Here is an 18,778-nt window from a genome sequence, read left to right on the forward strand (position 1 = left end):
GTGAAGTCAGTTCACAACTGGTCTACTGATCACATGACACACGAGCTGCGCATCGCCGTGGCGACCGATCCCGGTCTCGTGCGCGAGCACAACGAGGACTCGGTCTACGTCCGCCCGGACCTGCAGGCCGTGGCCGACGGCATGGGGGGCCACGAGCACGGCGAGCTGGCCAGTGCCATCGCGGTGAACGTCCTCGCCTCCTGGCGGGGCGACTTGGGCCCCGCGGTGGCCGAGATCGCGCGCAGGCTCGACGCGGAAGCCCCGCAGGGCGCGGGCACCACGCTGACCGCGATGCGCTGGGAGGGCCTCGCGTTCCAGCTCGCGCACATCGGCGACTCCCGCGCGTACGTGCTCCGCGAGGGCGAGCTGCGGCAGCTCTCCCACGACCACACCATGGTGCAGGCCCTGGTCGACGCTGGCCGGATGACGCTGGAGGAGGCCGCGAACCACCCGCGGCGCGCGTACGTGCTGCGCGCCCTGCAGTCCGGCAACTCGCACGACCCGGACCTGTCGTGGCACCAGGCCAGGATCGAGGACCGCTACCTGCTGTGCAGCGACGGGCTCACGGACTACGCGCACCTGGAGGACGTCCACCACATCCTGCTGTCCACTGAGGACGGTACGGAGGCGGCCTGGCAGCTGGTCGCGCTCGCCAACGGCAACGGCGGCCCGGACAACATCACGTGCGTGATCGTCGACGTGGTCAGGAAGAAGTGGTGGCAGCGCTAGCCGCGACCCTCGCTCTCTCGCTCTCTCGCCGTCGATGAAGGGCGCCTTGTTCCACCTGGTGTGGATGAAGGGCGCCTTCATCCACGTCGCCACGCGCCCGGCGAGGCCTGATCGCACGGTGCGCGGCAGTGCGGAAGATCCGGTACGCCCGGCGGGAGCGGCGAACCCGATCGGGATGAACGGCGCGACGCGCTCGGACGCGGGTAACGGAACGAACTTCTGCGCGGCTGTGCAGCCGTGGAGGGGAACGCGGGGCCCGCGTTCCAGCTGCTCGGCGTCCGGCGACAGCCCCTCGTGCACACGACTCCCCTCGGTGGTTCTTGATCCGGAGGTGCCGATGCCGGCCGCTAGGCGAAGCGCCGCAGCGCACCGAGGAACATCGCGTCGAACGCCCGGTCTGACAACACCTTGCGCGCGAACAGGATCGGCCGCGCCCCGAACCCCGCCGCGTACCGGGTCCGCGGCCTGCGGGCCTGCGCCGCCCTGACGATCACGTCCGCGATGACCTTCGGCTCACTCCCGCGCTCTGCCTGCGAGAACAGCGCGGACAACTGCCTGACCTGCCCCGCGTAGGCGCCGCCGCCCGAGGTCTTCTGCAGGTTCTCGACCGCGATGCCGCCCCACTCGGTCTTGATGCCGCCGGGCTGGATCACCACGACGTCGATGCCGAACGGCTTCAGCTCCAGCCGCAGCGAGTCGCTCAACCCCTCCACCGCGAACTTCGTCGAGTGGTACCAGGCACCGAGCGGTTCGTAGATCCGCCCGCCGATCGACGAGACGTTGATGATCCGCCCGCGCCCCGCCTCCCGCATGTGCGGCGCCACCAGCTGCACCAGCCGCGCCAGTCCGAACACGTTGACCTCGAACTGGTACCGCGCCTCGTCCAGCGGCACGTCCTCGACCGCGCCGTACGACCCGTACCCGGCGTTGTTCACGAGCACGTCGATCCGGCCGGCCTCGGCGATGATCTTTTTGACACCCTCGACCATCGACTCGTCCCGCGTCACATCCATCTCCAGCACCCGGATGCCCTGCGCGGCCAGCCCTTCCATCCGCTGCACCCGCCGCGCCGCCGCGTACACGGTGTACCCGGCTTTGTGCAGCTCAACGGCCGTGGACTCGCCAATGCCCGACGAGGCTCCCGTGACCAGCGCGACCTTCATGACCCTCTCCCAACTAACCGGTTGGTTGCTTAACTCCAGGCAACCACGGCGCGCCTCGCCTGTCAACCAACTGGTTGGTTAGAATGGTCCGCGTGGTGAGGGACAGGGAAGCGACCAAGGCCAAGCTGCTCGAAGCGGCGTTGACCGAGTTCGCCACGCACGGCATCGCCGGCGCGCGCGTCGATCGCATCGCCGCCGAAGCGGGCTGCAACAAAGCGATGATCTACGCCTACTTCGGCAGCAAGGAGGGCCTCTTCGACGAGGTCCTGAAGATCCAGCTCGCCCAGGTGATCGAAGCCGTCCCCATCACGCCGGACGACCTGCCGGGCTACGCGGGCCGCCTCTTCGACACCTACCAACGGCAGCCCGAGCTGCTCCGCCTCGCCGGCTACCACCGCCTGGAGAACGGCTTCGAGGCGACCAACAAGGCCGAGGCCGACCACCACGCCGAGAAGATCGCCGCCGTCGCCGAGGCTCAGCGGGAAGGTCTGCTGACGACCGACTTCGAGGCCGAGGAGCTCCTCGATCTCGTCGTGCACCTGTCGATACTGGCGTTCTCGACGCCGGTCGCCACGCGCGAACTGGTCGTGAAAGCCGTGACCCGGCTGCTGAGCTGAGATGAAGGGCTCCTTCCTCCACCTCAGGTGGAGGAAGGAGCCCTTCATCGAGCATCCGGCGCGACGCGCTCGGGTGCGGGTGCTCAGGACCTGCGCAGCAGGTAGGTGTCCATGATCCAGCCCTTGCGCGCACGGGCCTCCTCGCGCAGCTCGCGGATGCGCGGCGCCACGTCCCCGACCCGTCCGGACACCAGGATCTCGTCCGGCATGCCCAGATAGGCACCCCAGTAGATCCACGTGTCCGGGTCGACCCCCTCGAACGAGCACTTCGCGTCCAGCATCACGGCCACGTCGTCCACATCGGACGGCCAGCCGGCCGCCAGCCGCCGGCCGGTCGTGATCTGCACGGGCTTGCCGACCTGGTTGAGCGACACGCGGTGCCCGGCCGTCAGCGCCGCCACCGACGTCACGCCGGGGATCACCGAGACCTCGAACGACTCCCCGCGCGCGGCCAGGTCGTCGAGGATCGCGAGCGTCGAGTCGTACAGGGACGGGTCGCCCCACACCAGGAACGCCCCGACCTCGTCGTCGCCCAGTTCCGACAGCAGCGAGAGGCACACGTCCGCGCGGGCTCGGCGCCAGGCGTCGATCGTGGCCTCGTAGTCGGCCGGGTTGCGGTCGCGGTCCGGGTCGCGGCCCTCGACCCAGCGGTACGGGCGCGTCACGTGCTCGGCCAGGATCGACGCGCGCAGGTCGACGAGCTCCTGCTTCACCGATCCCTTGTCCAGCACGAAGAACACGTCGACCGTCTGCAACGCCTTGACGGCCTGCACCGTCAGGTGGTCGGGATTGCCCGCGCCGATGCCGATGACCAGGATCTTTCGCACCCGGACACCCTAACCGAGCGGATCGGCAGGTTGACCGCGGTGCGAAGCTGGTGCGCGTGGAGCCCTTCTTGCGTGACGAGGATCCTGTCGACGCCCTGCGGTCGTTGCCGGAACCGGCTCGGCGGATGTTCCTGACGTTGTGCTGCATCAACGAAAACGACCGTTACACGTACGTCGTGGGTGACGCCGCCGACGAGCTCGCGGTGCTGTCCGAACACGGCCTGGTCGAGGTCGAGGGTCGGCAGCTGCGTCTGCACCCCGGCGCGGTGGCCGCCGGGCGGGCGATGGCGGAGTTCGCGGACAGCCGGTTCCACGTCGCGAACCAGCTGGCCGCGATCGAGGACCAGCAGGGCAACCACGCCCGTGCCGTCGAGCTCAAGGCCGAGGCGCTGGGACTCGCCTACGCGGCAGGCGAACCGCACGAGATCAGCAAGCAGCACCACGACTTCGCGGTGCTGCTCAGCCGTGTCGGCAACGGGTCTGCTCGGGTGCTGGCGCACTACTTCGCGGCGGCCGCCATCGCGGTCAGGACGGACGCCCCGACCTCGCGGGACGAGATCGAGATGCTGGCGATGTTCGCCTTCGCTTTCGGTCTGCCCGAGCGCATGTCGTTGAACGACGACATCTGCGCGCTCGCCGAGGAAGTCGAGGGCGTGCGGCTGTGGGATCTGCTTGAGCGCCTGCCACAGCGCGCACCGGACGACCTGAGCCAACTGGTCACGCGTGCGATGGAACGGGCGCACGAGACCATGCGGGACTGGTCGCCTCTCATGACCGCCGTGGTGCTGCAGGCGGAGGGCGACCGGACGCACGCGGACCAGCTGGAGGCCGAGCTCGCCGGCCTGGAGCAGAACCCCGGCGCGGTGCCGATGGCGCAGGCGTTCCGCCGCATCCTGGCCGGCGAACGAGGCCCCGAACTGCTGACCGGCCTCGGCATGCTGCCGTTCGGGATGGTGTCGAAGATCCTGGCTACTCTGCGAGAACGTGCAGGATCCTGACGGGCTTCTTCGGCGCGCCGTCGAGGGTGCCGTCCGGCTGCGGCACGATCCCGGCCTGCACGATGCGGTCCAGCGTGTCCATGCCGTGCGTGACGTGCCCCATCACGGTGTACACGGGCTTGATGTTGGCGAACGAGTGGACGATGAAGAACTCGCTGCCGTTCGTGCCCGGCCCCTGGTTGCCGTACGCGATGGTGCCGCGCGGGTAGGTCTCCTTGCCGGTCACCTCGTCGGCGAACCGGTAGCCGGGCCCGCCTTCCTCGGCGCGGTAGATGTCACCGCACTGCAGCACGCCGAGCCGCGCGGTGTCGGTCAGCCGCCAGCACTGGGACAGCGTGTAGAACCAGCTGCGGGCCAGGTGCGCGAAGTTCTCCACCCCGCACGGGGCGTTGGCGCGGTCCAGCTTCGCGACGACCACGCCGTAGTTGGTCACGATGGTGACCTTGACGGTGCCCTTCGCCGGCACCGTCGCGGGCGGCGGCCCGACCGGGCGGGCCGCCGGGTTCTGCGGGGTCGGGATGAAGTCGCACTTCGCGGTCGGCGGTGCGGCCTGGGCGGTGGTGGGCGCGAGGACGACCATCATCAACACGGCGAGCAGTAGCCTCATGACTTCCGACCGTAGCCGTCAGGCCCGTCAGGCGGGAACGGTTTCTCGCTGCTCGACCGCGGTCCGGCGCCGTGCGGGCCTGCGTTCCAGCCACCACTGCGAGATGAGCAGCGGGATCGTCCACCCCGCCCACGTCGAGATCCCGGCGATCGTGCCCGGCAGCTGGGCTTCCGGCACGCGGTCGGCCAGCAGCAGGAACGCGACCACGCCCCAGATCCGGTTGGTGATGATCGACAGGGTCAGGGTGAAGCTGCGGATCATCCACTTGCGGTGGTCGCGGAACTGCCGCTGCCGGGCCGCGCGCCACGCCAGCCAGGTGAAGATCAGCCACAGCGAGGCCATCAGCACGTTGCTGACCATCGCGACCGGACCGAACGGCGTCATGTAGCCGATGACCCAACCGGACAGTCCGGCCGGGAGCACACCGGCCAGCACGTAGACGCGGCCGATGCGGCGGTGCCACGCGGGGAACCGGCCGCGGAACCACGGCCAGATCTGCACGACGCACGTCAGGATCGCGATCGACGCACACACGACGTGCACCACCAGCAGGGGATAGTGCGGTCCCCAGTCCGACTGCACACGCGCCGATGCACGGTCACCGGTCAGATAGGGCGGCAGCGAAAACGCCACGAACGCTACCACCACGAAGGCCAACGGGCCTACCCAAGGCTTGCGCAACCACGTCATGCGGTCACGATGACCAACGCCGCTGACCGATCGCGCACCGCTCGCTGACGTCCCTGGTTTGTCCACTGAGAGGGTTGCTGCTGGACGCGTCCACCGGGTTCGGTGCGCCCACGAACGCAGCGTTGTGCTGCGGTTCTGACACCTCGCTGACACCCGGCGGGGTGCAGCTGTCAGATCGCTGTGAGCGCGGTTGAGCAATGTCAGCGCCATGAAGTCGACAAGCCTGATCGCCGCGGCGGGCCTGACGCTCCTGAGCTGCCTGATGGCGCCGGACGCCAGCGCGGCGTCGTGCAGCGGGCGCGGCTGCAACGAGAAGGACCCGGTCGCCACCGGCTGCAGCAGCGGCTCCACCGTCGCGGACAGCAAGCCGATGTACCCGTCCGGCCGGGCCGAGCTGCGCTGGTCGCCGACCTGCCGGACGAACTGGGTCCGCATCACCGACTACCCCGGCGGGGACTCCGCGCTGCGCATCACCGTGTGGGCGGGCAACGACCACGTCGGCTTCGTCGCGCCGGGAACGCCCGGCACGCACTGGGGAAACATGGTCTTCGCGCCAGGTTGTGCCCACGGCGAGGTGCTGTACGTCGCCAAGGACGGCAGCCACCAGTCCGAACGACTCGCGTCCAGCGACTGCTGAGGGGGCGCGCCGTGACCGGCTACATCACCGACTGACTTCCCGCATCTGTGCCTTTGCAACACCATTGAGGGAGAAGCATGTTCATCAGGATCGCCAGCGCAGTCGGCACCGCCGCGCTCGTCACCGGGGCGATGCTCGGAATCGCGTCGCCGGCGAACGCCGAGACCAACCCGAACTGCGGCAGCGTCACGCAGATCGGCAGCACCGCGTACATCAAGTCGGGCAGCACCACCATCGCGTCGGTGAAGCAGTTCAAGGGCTGCAACAAGAACTGGTCCTACACCTACGTGTGGGAGGGCTTCCGCAGCTCGCACAGCGGCAACTGGTGGGCCTGCTCCGGCGTCTCCGCGGGCAGCCAGGGCCTGGTCGACTACAAGTGCGGCGGCAACCACCAGGCCGAGGTCTGGTCGTCCGGTGCCAACACGCTTTCCGTGTGCACCAAGGCGTACGGCCAGCTCGAGTGGTCGAACGGCGAGGGTTCGGCCGCGACGGACCAGCGCTGCTGAGCATGCGCCGTCGATGAAGGGCTCCATCCTGCACCTGTGGTGGATGAAGGAGCCCTTCATCGAGCAGCCGGCACGCTAGCTGATCACGCTGTCCAAGAGGTTGTCCCTGCGCAGACCGGGTGTGCCGAGCAGTTCGGCCGCCCGGTCCGCGTGCGTTTCCAGTCCGCACTTCGCGAGCACCAGGTGCGCCACGCCCTCGCCGTACCGGTCGCCCCGAGCGCTGGTGATCTCCAGGCAGCGCCCCGCGTCCTCGGCGGCCTGATCGGGCTTCCCCAGCGCCAGCAGCACTTCCGCGCGGCACAGCAGGGCCTGCCACTCGTCGTTGTGCTCGCCGGTGGCCCGGCACAGCTCGATGCACTCGTCCAGCGCGACCAGCGCCTCGTCCCACCGGCCGAGCTTGAACAACGCCTGCCCCTGCGAGGCCAGCGCGTACGCCGTTCCGGCCGCGTCACGATCGGCGCGGGCGTGCTTCAGGCTTTCCACCGCGGCCGCCAGCGCCTCCTCGTACCGCCCGGCCACCTGGTGCACCTGCGCCAGCGCGGAGAGCGGAACCCGTTGCGCACCGGCAGGTCCGTGCGCGGAGATGAGCTCGACGGCCCGGGCGAGCGTGGCCGAGGCCTGGTCGAGCTCGCCCAGCTCCCGTTGGATCGTGCCGATGCCGGAGAGCGCGCGGCCCTGTCCGAACGGGTCGTCGGCGCGCGCCTGGAGCACCTCTTCCAGCTGGGCGCGGGCGGTCTCGAACTCACCGATCAGGCGGTTGGCCGCGGACTGCACCAGAAGTGCCGTCTGCAGGGCGGCCGAGGTGCCGATCGTGCGCGCCGCCCGCGACGCGATCTGGCCGAGCTCGACCAGGTCGGCGACTCTGTCCTGTTTGAACAGGTGCGGGTAGAGCATGTGCGCGATCGCGAGGGCGTGCTCGGCCAGCGCCGGTTCGTCCATCGTGGACCGCGCGGCCGCCGACAGGTTCTCGGCCTCGTCCGTCAGCCACTGCAGCGGTTCGTCGAGGTCCTGTTCGGTGGCGGAGTTCGTCAAGGCGCCGTAGGCGTGCGGGCGCAGCTTCCTCAGCGCGGCGGTGAGAGTCTCGCGGTAGTGCGTCAGCGCACGGGTCAGCGCGTCGTGCTTCTCGTCGCTGGGGTGCTCGGCGCCGAACAACCTCAGCAGGTCGTGCACCCGGTACCGCTCCGGCCCGCACGGTTCCACGAGCTTGGCGTCCACCAACGGGTCCAGCACGCGGTCGACGTCGTCCTGCCCCAGCAACGCCTGCGCGGTCGACTCGCTGACCGTCGGCACGTTGAGGCAGCACAACAGGATGAACGCCCTGGTGGACCTCTCGTCCAGTCCCTCGAAGCTCAGCTGGAAGCTCGTGCGCACGCCGAGGTCGTCGAAGTGCAGCTCGTCGAGCCGGTGCCGCTGGTCCGCGAGTCGCCGCGCGAGCGTGGCGGTCGTCCAGTCCGGCCGTGACCGCAGCCGCGCGGCGGCGATCGTGAGGGCGAGCGGCAGGTGGTCGCACGCCTTCGCGACCTGCCGCGCCGCGTCGCTGTCGTCGCCGAGGAGCTTGACCGCGTCCTCCTCGGGCAGCGGGTCGAGCCGGACGTGCCGCGCGCCGAGCGTCGCGAGCATGCGGCGGCTGGTGATCAGCACCGCGGAGCCGGCCTCACCGGGCAGCAGCGGGCCGACCTGCGCGGCGTCCACGGCGTTGTCCAGCAGGACCAGCACCTTGCGCCTGGCCAGCGTCGACCGGTAGAGCGCGGCCGCCTCCGAGGTGTCGGTGGGCACCGCGAGCGGCGGCGTGCCGAGTGCGCGCAGGAACCTCCTGAGCACCTCGGCGGACGACAGCGGTGACCGGCCGGGCGTAGCGCCGTGCAGGTCCACGTACAGCTGACCGTCCGGGAAGCGGTCGGCCATCGCGTGCGCCGCCGCGGTGGCGAGCGCGCTCTTGCCCTGCCCGCCGGGTCCGTGCACCGCGATCACGGTGTCGGCCGCGCCCGTGATCAGCGCCAGCTCGTCGCGGCGGCCGACGAACGGCTCGGGTTTCGCGGGCAGTTCGCGCGGCACGGCGGGGATGTCGCCCTGCAGGATCGCGGCGTGCAGGTCCTTGAGCTCCTGCCCCGGATCGAGCCCGAGCTCCTCGGCCAGGTGCCGGCGGCCTTCGTCGTAGACGCGCAGCGCGTCCGCCTGGCGTCCGCTGCGGTGCAACGCGACCATGAGCGCGCCCCGCAACCGTTCCCTCATCGGGTGCTGGGTGACGTACCCGGTCAGCTCGCCGAGGACCTCGTGGTGCCGGCCCTCCCTGATCGCCTTGTCGGCCCGTCGTTCTATCGCCGCGAGCCGTTCCTCCTCCAGCTGGTTCGCGAGCTGCGTGTTGGTGGTCAGCTCGGCCAGCGCGGGACCCCGCCAGTGGCCGAGGGCCTCGTCGGGGTCCTCGGCCTCCCGGAACAGCTGCAGGTCGAGCGACCGGTCGGGGATGTCGAGCCGGTAGCCCTGCCGCGACCACTCCAGCGAGACGCCGGGCAGGTCCTTGAGAGCCCTTCTGAGCTGCGAGACGTGCACCTGGACGGCTTTGCGCGCGCTGGCGGGCGGATCGCCGTCCCACAAGATCGACATGAGGTGGTCGACGCTGACGGTCTGCCCGGCGTGCAAAAGCAGCAGCACCAGAACCTGACGTGGCTGACCTGCGGAGATGCGCACGACCCGCTGCCCGTGGGTGACGAGCAGCGGCCCGAGCACTCCGAACCGGACGCCGTCCACGGGCCCACGATATCCCGTTCATAACGGCGTTGTGGCCGCTACGCTCGGTGACGTGACGATGCATCGGCTGCGGATCAACGGGGAGGTCCGCGACGTCGAAGCCGACCCGGACACCCCGTTGTTGTGGGTTCTGCGAGATCACCTGGGGCTCACCGGAACCAAGTACGGGTGCGGGGTCGGCGCGTGCGGTGCCTGCACGTCCATAGTGGACGGCCAGGCGTTCCGGCCGTGTCAGCACCCGGTGGCGAGCACGGTGGAGCAGGACGTGCTCACCATCGAGGGCGTCGAGGACCACCCGGTGCAGCGGGCGTGGCTGGACGAGGACGTCGCGCAGTGCGGGTACTGCCAGCCCGGTCAGATCATGGCGACCATCGCGCTGCTCGCCAAGCACCCCGACCCGACCGACGAGGACATCGACGAGGCGTTGCGGGACAACGTCTGCCGGTGCGGCACCTATCCGCGGATCCGCAGGGCGATCAGGAACGCCGTGGCCCGGATGAAGGCGGAGTCGTGAACCCTTTCGTCCGAGTGGACGCGGACGGCCGGATCACCGTGACCGTCCCCGTTCCGGACACGGGACAGGGCGTGCGCACGGCCGTGGCCATGATGGTCGCGGAGGAGCTGAGGGTTCCTGTGGAGAGCCTCGTGATCGAGCAGGCAGAAGGTGATCCGGACACCTACGGCCCGCAGATCTCCGCGAACTCCAACGCGATGCAGCGCCTGCACGAGCCGATCCGCACCGCTGCGGCGACCGTCCGGCACCAGCTCGTCGAGGCCGCCGCCCGGCGCTGGCAGGCCGAGGTGGACGAGTGCCGTGCCGACAGCGGTTTCGTCCACCGCGGAGACGACCGGCTGAGCTACGGGGAGCTGGCGGAGGAGGCCGCGACCCTCACGCCGTCCGATGTGGTGCTGACGCCGCGGGAAGAATGGCGCGTCCTCGGCAACCCGGCGGTCAAACGGGTCGACCGGCACGCGATCGTCACCGGCAAGCTCGCCTACGCCATCGACCAACCCGCGGACCTGGTCGCGGTCGTCGCCAGGCCACCGTGGATCGGCGCCACCCCAACGGGTTTCGACGCCACGAACGTCCGCAACGCCGAAGTCGTCCAAATGGACAGCGGGTTCGCCGTTCTCGCCAACGACACCTACACCGCCCTCAAAGCGCGGGAGAACCTCGACACGTCCTGGCAGGGCGGATTTCCCGACGCCGACAGCGACCGGTGGCTGGCCGACCTCGAAGCCGCTCTACCGGAAGGAAATACACCACCGGGCGAGTACATCGAAAAGATCTTCGTCACACCTATGCTCGCCCACGCGCCTATGGAACCGCCGACGGCGACGGCAAAAGTCACCGGCGACGAGGTCACCTTGTGGGCCCCGACCCAGGCACCTGACCGGGTGCGCAAACTTCTGGAAGAGGAGTTCGCGACCGTCAGGGTGATCCCGACCCGCGCGGGTGGCGCGTTCGGGCGGAAGTTCGAGGTCGACTTCGTCATGGAAGCAGTCCAACTCGCACGGCACACCGGCCGGACCGTGAAAGTGCTGTGGACAAGAGACGACGACATGCGGCACGACTCGTACCGTCCATTGTCGGTCCATCGCATCCGAGCAACGGTCAACGACGAAGGTCTGCCGGTTTGGCGAGATCACGCCGTTTCCACGTGGCCTCTCTCGTCACTGCTCGACGTCACGAGCAACCCCCAGGTCATGAAGATGATGTCGGCCAACAAGTACCCGTACGACGTGGAGGGGGAGTGCCACTTCGCCATCCTGCCACCGCCGATCAGAACCGGCTTCTGGCGCAGCGTCTACGCGGGTCAGTTGGTTTGTGCCGACGAGATGTTCCTGAGCGGGCTGGCCACCCCGCACGACCAGCTCGAACGCCGGCTGCGGCTGCTGACTGACCAACGGGTCAGGAAAACGCTCGAAGCCGCCGCGGAAGCGCATGACGGAGAACCACAAGCCGTCGCCTGTCATCGCGACTACGGCTCGGTCGTCGCGGTGATCGCTGAAACGGGACGCGACGGCCGCACGAAAATCACCGCGGCGGTGGACGTCGGCCCCGCACTGCACCCGTCGGGTGTCCGCCAACAGGTCGAAGGCTCGATCATGGACGCGCTCTCGGTGGCACGAGGTGCGCGAATCACCGTCAAACACGGAAAAGTCGTGCAAAAATCGTTCGCGGACTACCCGTGGGCGAGGATCGGCGACACGCCGGAGATCACCGTCGTGGTGGTGGCGTCGGACGCGCCCGTGGGCGGATTGGGTGAGCTGGCGTACCCGGCTGCCGCAGCGGCACTCGGTTTTCTTTCACGCTGAAAACAGAACAGGGATTTGCGGTAGCGTCCGTATTGGTGGGTCACCTCATTGGAGTAACGGCGGTGCCGCGGTCATCCCAAGTCGGGCATCATCACCTGGCTCGACCAAGTCGTAGAACGAGGGGTCTCGTGTGACCATCTTCCGTGCCGGCCGTACCGGAGCGTGGTGGATGTACCTGGTGGCAGGTCACCTGCTGCTGGGTCTCTACTACCTGATTCCGGTCAGCCCTGCGGGGACAACGGGACAAACGGTGCGTGTGGTGCTCTACTGCACGATCAGCGCCTCGGCTGCCATCGCGACATTCGCGGGTGTCAAGCGCAACCGGCCCCAATGGAGGCGGCCGTGGGTGTTCCTGGCACTCAGTCAGGTCGTTTACGCGATGGCCGATCTCACGTTCTACACATCGCACTACGTCTTCCGGTACGACGTTTACCCCTCGTACGCGGACATCCTCTACCTGGGGCATTACCCGTTGATGGTGGCGGGCGTGATCCTGCTGATCCGCCGCCGCACCCCCGGTCTCGACCTGCCGAGCCTGCTCGACGCCGCGGTGCTCGCGGTCGTCGCGGGCATGGCGTCCTGGCTCTACGTGATCGGCCCGCAGGCGCGGCTCACGTCACCGGCACTGGTGAAGATCGTTTCGCTCGGCTACCCGATGATGGACCTCGCCCTGTTCGTGGTGGCGTTGCGCCTGATCTTCGGCGCCGGTCCGCGGCCCCGTGCGTTCGTGCTGCTCACGGCCAACCTGCTGGGCATCCTGACCGCCGACACGATCTACGTGCTGCAACGTCTCGACGGCAGCTACCACGCCGGCAACTTCCTCGACGCCATCTGGTTGTCCGCCAACCTCTGCATGGGTGCCGCCGCGCTGCACCCGACGATGACGCGGCTCGTCGACCGCGCGCACGTCAAGGACGTGGGCCTGTCCCGGGGCCGGATCATCGCGCTGTCGTCGGCCGCGCTCGCCGCCCCGGTGCTGATGCTGATCCACGAGGTCGGCTCGTCGCAGGACGTGCTGGTGCTCGCGGCGGGCGGCGCGCTGCTGTCGTTGCTGATCATCGCCCGGCTCGCGGGGCTCGTCGCGGACCAGCGCAAGCTCGCGATCACCGACAGCCTCACCGGGCTGCACACCCGCAGGTTCTTCGAGGCCCAGCTGCCGTTGGAGATCGCCCGCGCACGCCGCAGCGAGGGCTCGGTGGCGGTGTTCATCATCGACGTCGACCGCTTCAAGTCGATCAACGACAACTACGGCCACCCGGCGGGCGACGACGTGCTGATGGAGGTCGCGGCCCGGTTGCGCGCGGCGTCGAGGTCGGGTGAGGTGCTCGCGCGGTACGGCGGCGAGGAGTTCGCGCTGCTCGTCCCGGACGCCGGTCCCGGCCGGCTGTCGGTGATCGCGAACCGGCTGCGGGAACGGGTCGCGGAGAAGCCGATCCCGGTCAACGCGGGCAACGACGACATCCCGTTGTCCGTCACCGTGTCCGTGGGGTCGGCGAGCTTCCCGACGCACGGCGACGGCCCCGACGACATCGTGGTGATCGCCGACCGCGCGCTCTACGCGGCCAAGGCGGCGGGCCGCAACCGGATCGCGGTGGGTCCCGAGCCGCTGCCCGCGGTCGACCCGGACACCGACGGCGCGATGGCGGAGTTCCTCTGCCAGGTCGCCGACCGGGTGGACGGGTGGCTGCACCGCTACGACCACAGCCGTTCGGTGTCGCGCTGGGCGGGCGTCGCGGCGGGGGAGTTCGGGCTCGACGCGCCGACGATCCGGGTCGCGCAGCTGGCGGGGCGCCTGCACGACATCGGCAAGATCATCATCCCCGAGGTGGTGCTCACCAAGCCCGGTGCGCTGTCGGACGAGGAGTGGCGGCTGCTGCGCCAGCACCCGGACTTCGGCTACCGGCTCGCGCGGATGGTTCCTGGCTTCGCGGGCGTGGCGCACGTCATCCGCCAGCAGCACGAGCGCTACGACGGCGACGGCTACCCGGACGGTCTTCGCGGTGCGGACATCCGGGCCGAGGCGCGCATTCTGTCCGTTTGCGTGGCTTGGGCCGCGATGCGGTCAAATCGTCCACATCAGACCGCGCTGGACGAGAACCGGGCGCGACGGGAGCTGTGGGCCGGTCGGGGCATGCAGTTCGACCCGGACGTCGTGGACCTCTTCCTGGACCTGCACTCGCAGGGCAGCATCGGCATGTTGCGTCCGTCCGGTTTGTCCGTCCAGGAAGCCGGTTTTCCGGCCGACTGGAGGCCATGATCCGCACGGCCTGGCATGCTCTGGACCATGAGCACGGAGTACGCCCTGCCCGCCGAGGTGCCGAGCCCGGAACGACCGGACCCGCCAGGCGGGACGCTGGCGAAGTGGCTGCTCGCGGACCGCGTGTCGCCGAGCGGACCGGAGAGCACCGAGTCGCACGCCAAGCCGCACGCGTGGTGGAAGGTCATGACGCTGACCGGCGTCGACTACTTCTCCACCCTGTCGTACCTGCCGGGTATCGCGGCACTGGCCGCGGGCTCGCTGTCACCGCTCGCGACGTTGCTGATCGTCGCGCTGACGCTGCTCGGCATGCTGCCGATGTACCGGCGGGTGGCGAAGGAGAGCCCGCACGGGCAGGGCTCGGTGGCGATGCTCGAGGACCTGCTGCCGTTCTGGCGGGGCAAGATCTTCGTGCTGGTGCTGCTCGGGTTCGTGGCGACGTCGTGGATCATCACGATCACCCTGTCCGCGGCCGACGCCTCGGTGCACGCGCTGGAGAACCCGTACGTCCCCGAGGCGTTGCGCGGTCACGAGCTCGCGTTGACGATCGTGCTGCTGCTGATCCTCGGCGGGGTGTTCCTGCTGGGCTTCAGCGAGGCCGTGGGCGTCGCGATCCCGCTCGTGGTGGTGTTCCTCGCGCTGAACGCCGTCGTCGCCGTCGTGGGCATGGTGAAGGTCTTCGCGACGCCGGACGCCCTTGACCGCTGGCTCGCGGCGCTGGGGGAGCACGGCAACGGCGTCTTCGGCGTGATCGGGCCGGCGATCCTGGCGTTCCCGCTGCTCGTGCTGGGCCTGTCCGGCTTCGAGACGGGCGTCAGCATGATGCCGCTGGTCTCGGCCACCGGCAAGACGCCGGAGGAGGTCATGGCGAGCCGGGTGCGCAACACCCGGAAGCTGCTGACCACCGCCGCGCTGATCATGTCCGTGTACCTCATCGCGACGTCGTTCATCACGACAGTGCTGGTGCCGCAGGACAAGTTCGCGGCGGGTGGCCCGGCGAACGGCCGGGCGCTCGCCTACCTCGCCCACGAGCTGCTCGGCGAGGAGTTCGGCACCGCCTACGACATCTCCAGCATCCTGATCCTGTGGTTCGCCGGGGCGTCCGCGATGGCCGGCCTGATCAACATCGTGCCGCGCTACCTGCCGTCCTACGGCATGGCGCCCGAGTGGGGCCGCGCGGTCCGCCCGGTGGTGATCGTCTACACGATCATCTGCATCATCATCACGATCATCTTCAACGCCGACGTCAACGCCCAGGCCGGCGCGTACGCCACCGGAATCCTGGCGATGATGGTGTCCGGCTCGTTCGCGGTGACGGTGTCGGCGTGGCGCAAGAAGCAGCGCGGCGCCGTGATCGGCTTCACCGTGCTGACGCTGATCCTGGTCTACGCGCTGGTGGAGAACGTGATCGAGAAGCCGGACGGCATCACGATCTCGGCGTTCTTCATCCTCGGCATCGTCGTGATCTCCTTGGTCTCGCGCATCTCGCGCACCACGGAGCTGCGGGTCGACAAGATCAAGTTTGACGAGAAGGCGCGTCAGTTCATCACCGACACGCTCTCGTTCGACAACCGGATCACGCTGATCGCGAACCGCCGCCAGCACGGTGACAAGGCGGAGTACGACGAGAAGGAGTCCGAGCAGCGCGGCATGAACCCGGTGCCCGGCACCGCGGACGTGATCTTCCTGGAGATCGACATCGTCGACCCGTCGTCGTTCAGCCACGTGCTGTGCGTGCAGGGCGTCGAGGTCGACGGCCACCGCGTGCTGCGCGCCTCCGCACCGGCCGCGCCGAACGCGATCGCGGCGATCCTGCTCGCGTTGCGCGACTCCACCGGCGTGATCCCGCACGCGCACTTCGAGTGGTCGGAGGGAAACCCGTTGGGCCACCTCTTCCGCTACCTGATTCTCGGCCGCGGCGATACGCCTCCGGTCGTACGCGAGATCATCCGCTCGGCCGAGCCGGATCCGTCCCGACGGCCACGCGTGCACGTCGGTTAGCTGCCAGACTTCCCCCTGTACGTCCGTCTACAGGGGGAAGGACGCCATGCACCGCAAGCTCTTGGTCTTCTTCGCTTCGCTCGCCGTGGTGGCAGCGGGCATCGCTCCCGCTGCCGCCGCAGGAGAATCCTCCGTCCGGCCGGTGCGTTCGTGCGCCGATCTGGTGCGCACGTTCGACGTGCCGGGTGCCCGCACCCGGGTCAAGTCCGCCGCGGTCGTCTCCGGTGACACGGAGTTCTGCGACGTGCGCGGCACGATCGAGCCGAACATCGGCTTCCAGCTGAAGCTGCCGACCCGCGCTTACCAGGGTCGCTACGTCCAGTACGGCTGTGGCGGATTCTGCGGAATCATCGCCGATCCGGCCTTCCCGGCCGGTTGCGGACCGGCGGTCGGTGACGCCGCGGTGGCCGCCACCGACGACGGCCACCAGGCCGCGCCGCCCGGCTTCGACACCACCTGGGCCGTTGACAACCAGCAGGCCCGTGACGACTACTTCTTCCGTGCGCCACATGCCTTGTCGAAGGTGTCGAAGGCGGTCATCAAGGCGTTCTACGGCAAGGCACCGGCGAAGTCGTACTTCGGCGGCTGCTCGAACGGCGGCCGTGAAGCACTGCTGCTGGCCCAGCGCTACCCGCACGACTTCGACGGCATCATCGCCGGTGCGCCGGCGGCCTACATCGGCGCCCTGGTCGGTTACGAGGCGTGGATCGCGCGCAACACCATCCCGAACGACAAGATCTTCCTGTTGCACAGCGCGGTGATCTCGGCGTGCGACGGTCTGGACGGGTTGGTGGACGGCCAGATCGACGATCCGCGGCTGTGCAAGTTCGATCCGGGAACGCTGGCCGGCCAGCTGACCGACGACGAGATCGCGCGCGTTCGCCGGCTCTACGCCGGACCGTCCGACCACGGCGTGCGGCTCTATCCCGGTGGTCAGCCGTACGGTTCGGAGATCTCGTGGACGTACTGGCTCAACCCGACCCCGGGGCTCGGCAGGGGAATCGCCGCGGAGCTCGCGGACAACGCCTTGAAACACCTGACCTATCCGATCGGACAACCGCACTCGTCCCTGGCGGACTTCGAGTTCACCCTGCGCGAGTTCCGCCGCCTGGTTCCGGAGACGGTGAAGGCCAACGCGATGTCGCTCGACCTGAGCGAGTTCCGGCGCGCGGGTGGCAAGCTCATCATCTGGCACGGTGCAAGCGACCAGGGCATCCCGTTCGAGGGCACGCTCGACTACTGGCAGCGCCTGACCGGTGGCAAACCGCAGGACTGGGCAAGGCTTTTCGTGGTGCCGTCGATGTGGCACTGCAGCGGCGGTGACACGCTGACCGAGTTCGACCCGTTCCGCGCGCTGGTGTCGTGGGTGGAGGGTGGTCACGCACCCCACCGTCTCGTCGCCACCGGCCGCGACAGTTCCGGCAACGTCGTGCGCACTCGCCCGGTGTTCCCGTATCCGTTGCGCGCCAAGTACGTCGGATCGGGTTCTGTGGACGACGCGGCGAACTTCGTGGCAGCGCCGGGATTCGGCTTCTCGGACCGGATCCGGTGGGCCGGTGAGGATCTCTACCACCGGCCCGGACCCGTTGCGCCCTGACGGAACTTCTCGACGGCTGCGGTGATCGCCTGATCCATGCTGTTGCCGTCCTTCGCCTGGTGGCCCGCGTCGTTCAGGATGACCAGTTCGGCGTCGGGCCACCTCTTCGCGATCTCCCACGCTGTGTGCAGCGGCCCGCCGAAGTCGTTGCGGCCGTGGATGAGCACGCCGGGGATGCCCTTGAGCCGGTCGAGGTTGTCGAAGATGTAGTCCGGTTCGAGGAAGCAGTTGTTGCCCCAGTAGTGCGTGACCACTCGTGCCATCTGGTAGCGCATCACCGGGTCCTCATACCTGGTGCCCGTGAAGTCGTTGTCGCCGCCGGTGATCGTGGACAGGTCCCACTTGTTCCAGTCCCAGGCGGCTTTCTCCCGCGTGTGCGGGTCCGGTGAGTTGAGGAGCTTGTTGTAGGCGAGAGCCAGGTTGCCCTCGCGGTCCTCCTCGGGGACGCCGTTCTGGAAGGCCTCGAAGTGGTCGGGGAAGAACATGCCGAGGCCGCGGGTGATCCACTCGAGCTCCACCGGCCGGCCCGCGGTGACAGCGGGGATGATGATCTCGCTGACGCGGTCCGGGTGCTGGACGGCGTAGGCGAGGATCAGCGTCGAGCCCCACGAACCGCCGATCAGCAGCCATTTGTCGATGCCGAGGTGTTCCCGGAGCTTCTCGGCGTCGTCGATCAGGTGCTGGGTGGTGTTGTGCTCCATGCCGGTGGCCGGGTCGCTCGCCGGTGGGGTGCTCCGGCCGCAGCCCCGCTGGTCCCAGAGGATCAGGTTCCAGTGGCCGGGGTCGAAGTCCTCGCGCCAGCGCGGGTTCGAGCCGGAGCCGGGGCCGCCGTGGAACACGACGGCCGGCTTGCCGTCCGGGTTGCCGCTGGCCTCCCAGTGGATCCGCTGGTTGTCACCGACGTCGAGCATGCCCTGGGCATAGGGCTTCACCTGTGGGTACACAACCCCATTCTGGGCTCTTCCTGGCCGTGGCGGCCACGCCCCGTTGTGGGGGTATAGGGACCTGAAACAACACCAGGTGGGGAAAGTGCCCCACAAAGACCCCCACCCCCAGCCCCAGCCCGGGACCGGGCGGCGCGA

16 protein-coding genes are annotated in these 18,778 nt (G+C 69.0%); 10 read left to right on the forward strand and 6 right to left on the reverse strand.

Annotation, left to right across the window (positions count from 1 at the left end):
- Positions 1 to 33 precede the first annotated feature (33 nt).
- Positions 34 to 729, forward strand: a complete 696-nt coding sequence (locus tag ABZV40_RS39350) for a protein phosphatase 2C domain-containing protein (protein ID WP_355454067.1) — start codon at positions 34 to 36, stop codon at positions 727 to 729.
- 347 nt (positions 730 to 1,076) lie between these two features.
- On the opposite strand, the gene ABZV40_RS39355 is transcribed toward ABZV40_RS39350, so the two are convergent.
- On the reverse strand, positions 1,077 to 1,892 hold the full coding sequence (locus ABZV40_RS39355; RefSeq protein WP_355454069.1) for an oxidoreductase: 816 nt from the start codon (positions 1,890 to 1,892) through the stop codon (positions 1,077 to 1,079).
- Positions 1,893 to 1,984: 92 nt separating this feature from the next.
- On the opposite strand from ABZV40_RS39355, the gene ABZV40_RS39360 reads away from it, so the two are divergent.
- The gene (locus ABZV40_RS39360; protein ID WP_355454071.1) at positions 1,985 to 2,509 is read left to right on the forward strand and encodes a TetR family transcriptional regulator; all 525 of its coding nucleotides are present in this window, start codon (positions 1,985 to 1,987) and stop codon (positions 2,507 to 2,509) included.
- An 83-nt stretch (positions 2,510 to 2,592) separates the two neighbouring features.
- Here ABZV40_RS39360 and cobF read toward each other — a convergent pair whose 3' ends face one another.
- Positions 2,593 to 3,336 (reverse strand): precorrin-6A synthase (deacetylating), encoded by a 744-nt coding sequence (gene cobF / locus ABZV40_RS39365; RefSeq protein WP_355454073.1) that lies wholly within the window; start codon positions 3,334 to 3,336, stop codon positions 2,593 to 2,595.
- A 56-nt stretch (positions 3,337 to 3,392) separates the two neighbouring features.
- Between cobF and ABZV40_RS39370 the strand changes: the two genes are divergently transcribed.
- Positions 3,393 to 4,334, forward strand: a complete 942-nt coding sequence (locus tag ABZV40_RS39370; RefSeq protein WP_355454075.1) for a hypothetical protein — start codon at positions 3,393 to 3,395, stop codon at positions 4,332 to 4,334.
- Here the strand turns inward: ABZV40_RS39370 and ABZV40_RS39375 are convergent.
- Together ABZV40_RS39375 and ABZV40_RS39380 are read right to left on the reverse strand one after the other, a co-directional pair.
- The gene (locus ABZV40_RS39375; protein ID WP_355454077.1) at positions 4,306 to 4,941 is read right to left on the reverse strand and encodes a peptidylprolyl isomerase; all 636 of its coding nucleotides are present in this window, start codon (positions 4,939 to 4,941) and stop codon (positions 4,306 to 4,308) included. The genes ABZV40_RS39370 and ABZV40_RS39375 overlap by 29 nt on opposite strands.
- Positions 4,942 to 4,968: 27 nt before the next feature.
- The gene (locus tag ABZV40_RS39380; protein ID WP_355454079.1) at positions 4,969 to 5,631 is read right to left on the reverse strand and encodes a DUF2306 domain-containing protein; all 663 of its coding nucleotides are present in this window, start codon (positions 5,629 to 5,631) and stop codon (positions 4,969 to 4,971) included.
- Positions 5,632 to 5,839: 208 nt separating this feature from the next.
- On the opposite strand from ABZV40_RS39380, the gene ABZV40_RS39385 reads away from it, so the two are divergent.
- Complete coding sequence (locus tag ABZV40_RS39385) at positions 5,840 to 6,268, forward strand: DUF2690 domain-containing protein (protein ID WP_355454081.1); 429 nt, start codon at positions 5,840 to 5,842, stop codon at positions 6,266 to 6,268.
- Between the two features lie 77 nt (positions 6,269 to 6,345).
- Positions 6,346 to 6,774 carry a hypothetical protein gene (locus ABZV40_RS39390; RefSeq protein WP_355454083.1) on the forward strand — a complete coding sequence of 143 codons (429 nt, stop codon included), beginning with the start codon at positions 6,346 to 6,348 and terminating at the stop codon, positions 6,772 to 6,774.
- Between the two features lie 75 nt (positions 6,775 to 6,849).
- On the opposite strand, the gene ABZV40_RS39395 is transcribed toward ABZV40_RS39390, so the two are convergent.
- Positions 6,850 to 9,522: a BTAD domain-containing putative transcriptional regulator gene (locus ABZV40_RS39395; RefSeq protein WP_355454085.1), complete on the reverse strand. Its 2,673-nt coding sequence runs from the start codon at positions 9,520 to 9,522 to the stop codon at positions 6,850 to 6,852.
- 58 nt (positions 9,523 to 9,580) lie between these two features.
- Between ABZV40_RS39395 and ABZV40_RS39400 the strand changes: the two genes are divergently transcribed.
- From ABZV40_RS39400 to ABZV40_RS39420, 5 genes are all read left to right on the forward strand, one after another.
- Complete coding sequence (locus tag ABZV40_RS39400) at positions 9,581 to 10,036, forward strand: (2Fe-2S)-binding protein (RefSeq protein WP_355454099.1); 456 nt, start codon at positions 9,581 to 9,583, stop codon at positions 10,034 to 10,036.
- A complete protein-coding gene (locus ABZV40_RS39405) occupies positions 10,033 to 11,841 on the forward strand; it encodes a molybdopterin cofactor-binding domain-containing protein (RefSeq protein ID WP_355454087.1) in 1,809 nt (602 codons plus the stop codon). The genes ABZV40_RS39400 and ABZV40_RS39405 overlap by 4 nt, the downstream gene beginning before the upstream one ends.
- 130 nt (positions 11,842 to 11,971) lie before the next feature.
- A complete protein-coding gene (locus ABZV40_RS39410; RefSeq protein ID WP_355454089.1) occupies positions 11,972 to 14,098 on the forward strand; it encodes a diguanylate cyclase in 2,127 nt (708 codons plus the stop codon).
- A 27-nt stretch (positions 14,099 to 14,125) separates the two neighbouring features.
- On the forward strand, positions 14,126 to 16,099 hold the full coding sequence (locus ABZV40_RS39415) for an amino acid transporter (RefSeq protein WP_355454091.1): 1,974 nt from the start codon (positions 14,126 to 14,128) through the stop codon (positions 16,097 to 16,099).
- 46 nt (positions 16,100 to 16,145) lie between these two features.
- The gene (locus ABZV40_RS39420) at positions 16,146 to 17,696 is read left to right on the forward strand and encodes a tannase/feruloyl esterase family alpha/beta hydrolase (RefSeq protein WP_355454093.1); all 1,551 of its coding nucleotides are present in this window, start codon (positions 16,146 to 16,148) and stop codon (positions 17,694 to 17,696) included.
- On the opposite strand, the gene pip is transcribed toward ABZV40_RS39420, so the two are convergent.
- Positions 17,666 to 18,640, reverse strand: a complete 975-nt coding sequence (gene pip / locus ABZV40_RS39425) for a prolyl aminopeptidase (protein WP_355454095.1) — start codon at positions 18,638 to 18,640, stop codon at positions 17,666 to 17,668. The genes ABZV40_RS39420 and pip overlap by 31 nt on opposite strands.
- Positions 18,641 to 18,778 lie beyond the last annotated feature (138 nt).

This window comes from Lentzea sp. NPDC004782 (assembly GCF_040609115.1).
Taxonomy (GTDB): domain Bacteria; phylum Actinomycetota; class Actinomycetes; order Mycobacteriales; family Pseudonocardiaceae; genus Lentzea.

Excerpts from the sequence above, each read along its gene's own strand:
- ABZV40_RS39350 (WP_355454067.1), top strand. The coding sequence starts at position 34 with ATGACACACGAGCTGCGCATCGCCGTGGCGACCGATCCCGGTCTCGTG.
- ABZV40_RS39390 (WP_355454083.1), top strand. The coding sequence starts at position 6,346 with ATGTTCATCAGGATCGCCAGCGCAGTCGGCACCGCCGCGCTCGTCACC.
- ABZV40_RS39420 (WP_355454093.1), top strand. The coding sequence starts at position 16,146 with ATGCACCGCAAGCTCTTGGTCTTCTTCGCTTCGCTCGCCGTGGTGGCA.
- ABZV40_RS39380 (WP_355454079.1), bottom strand. The coding sequence starts at position 5,631 with ATGACGTGGTTGCGCAAGCCTTGGGTAGGCCCGTTGGCCTTCGTGGTG.
- ABZV40_RS39375 (WP_355454077.1), bottom strand. The coding sequence starts at position 4,941 with ATGAGGCTACTGCTCGCCGTGTTGATGATGGTCGTCCTCGCGCCCACC.
- ABZV40_RS39355 (WP_355454069.1), bottom strand. The coding sequence starts at position 1,892 with ATGAAGGTCGCGCTGGTCACGGGAGCCTCGTCGGGCATTGGCGAGTCC.
- ABZV40_RS39385 (WP_355454081.1), top strand. The coding sequence starts at position 5,840 with ATGAAGTCGACAAGCCTGATCGCCGCGGCGGGCCTGACGCTCCTGAGC.
- ABZV40_RS39415 (WP_355454091.1), top strand. The coding sequence starts at position 14,126 with ATGAGCACGGAGTACGCCCTGCCCGCCGAGGTGCCGAGCCCGGAACGA.
- ABZV40_RS39400 (WP_355454099.1), top strand. The coding sequence starts at position 9,581 with ATGCATCGGCTGCGGATCAACGGGGAGGTCCGCGACGTCGAAGCCGAC.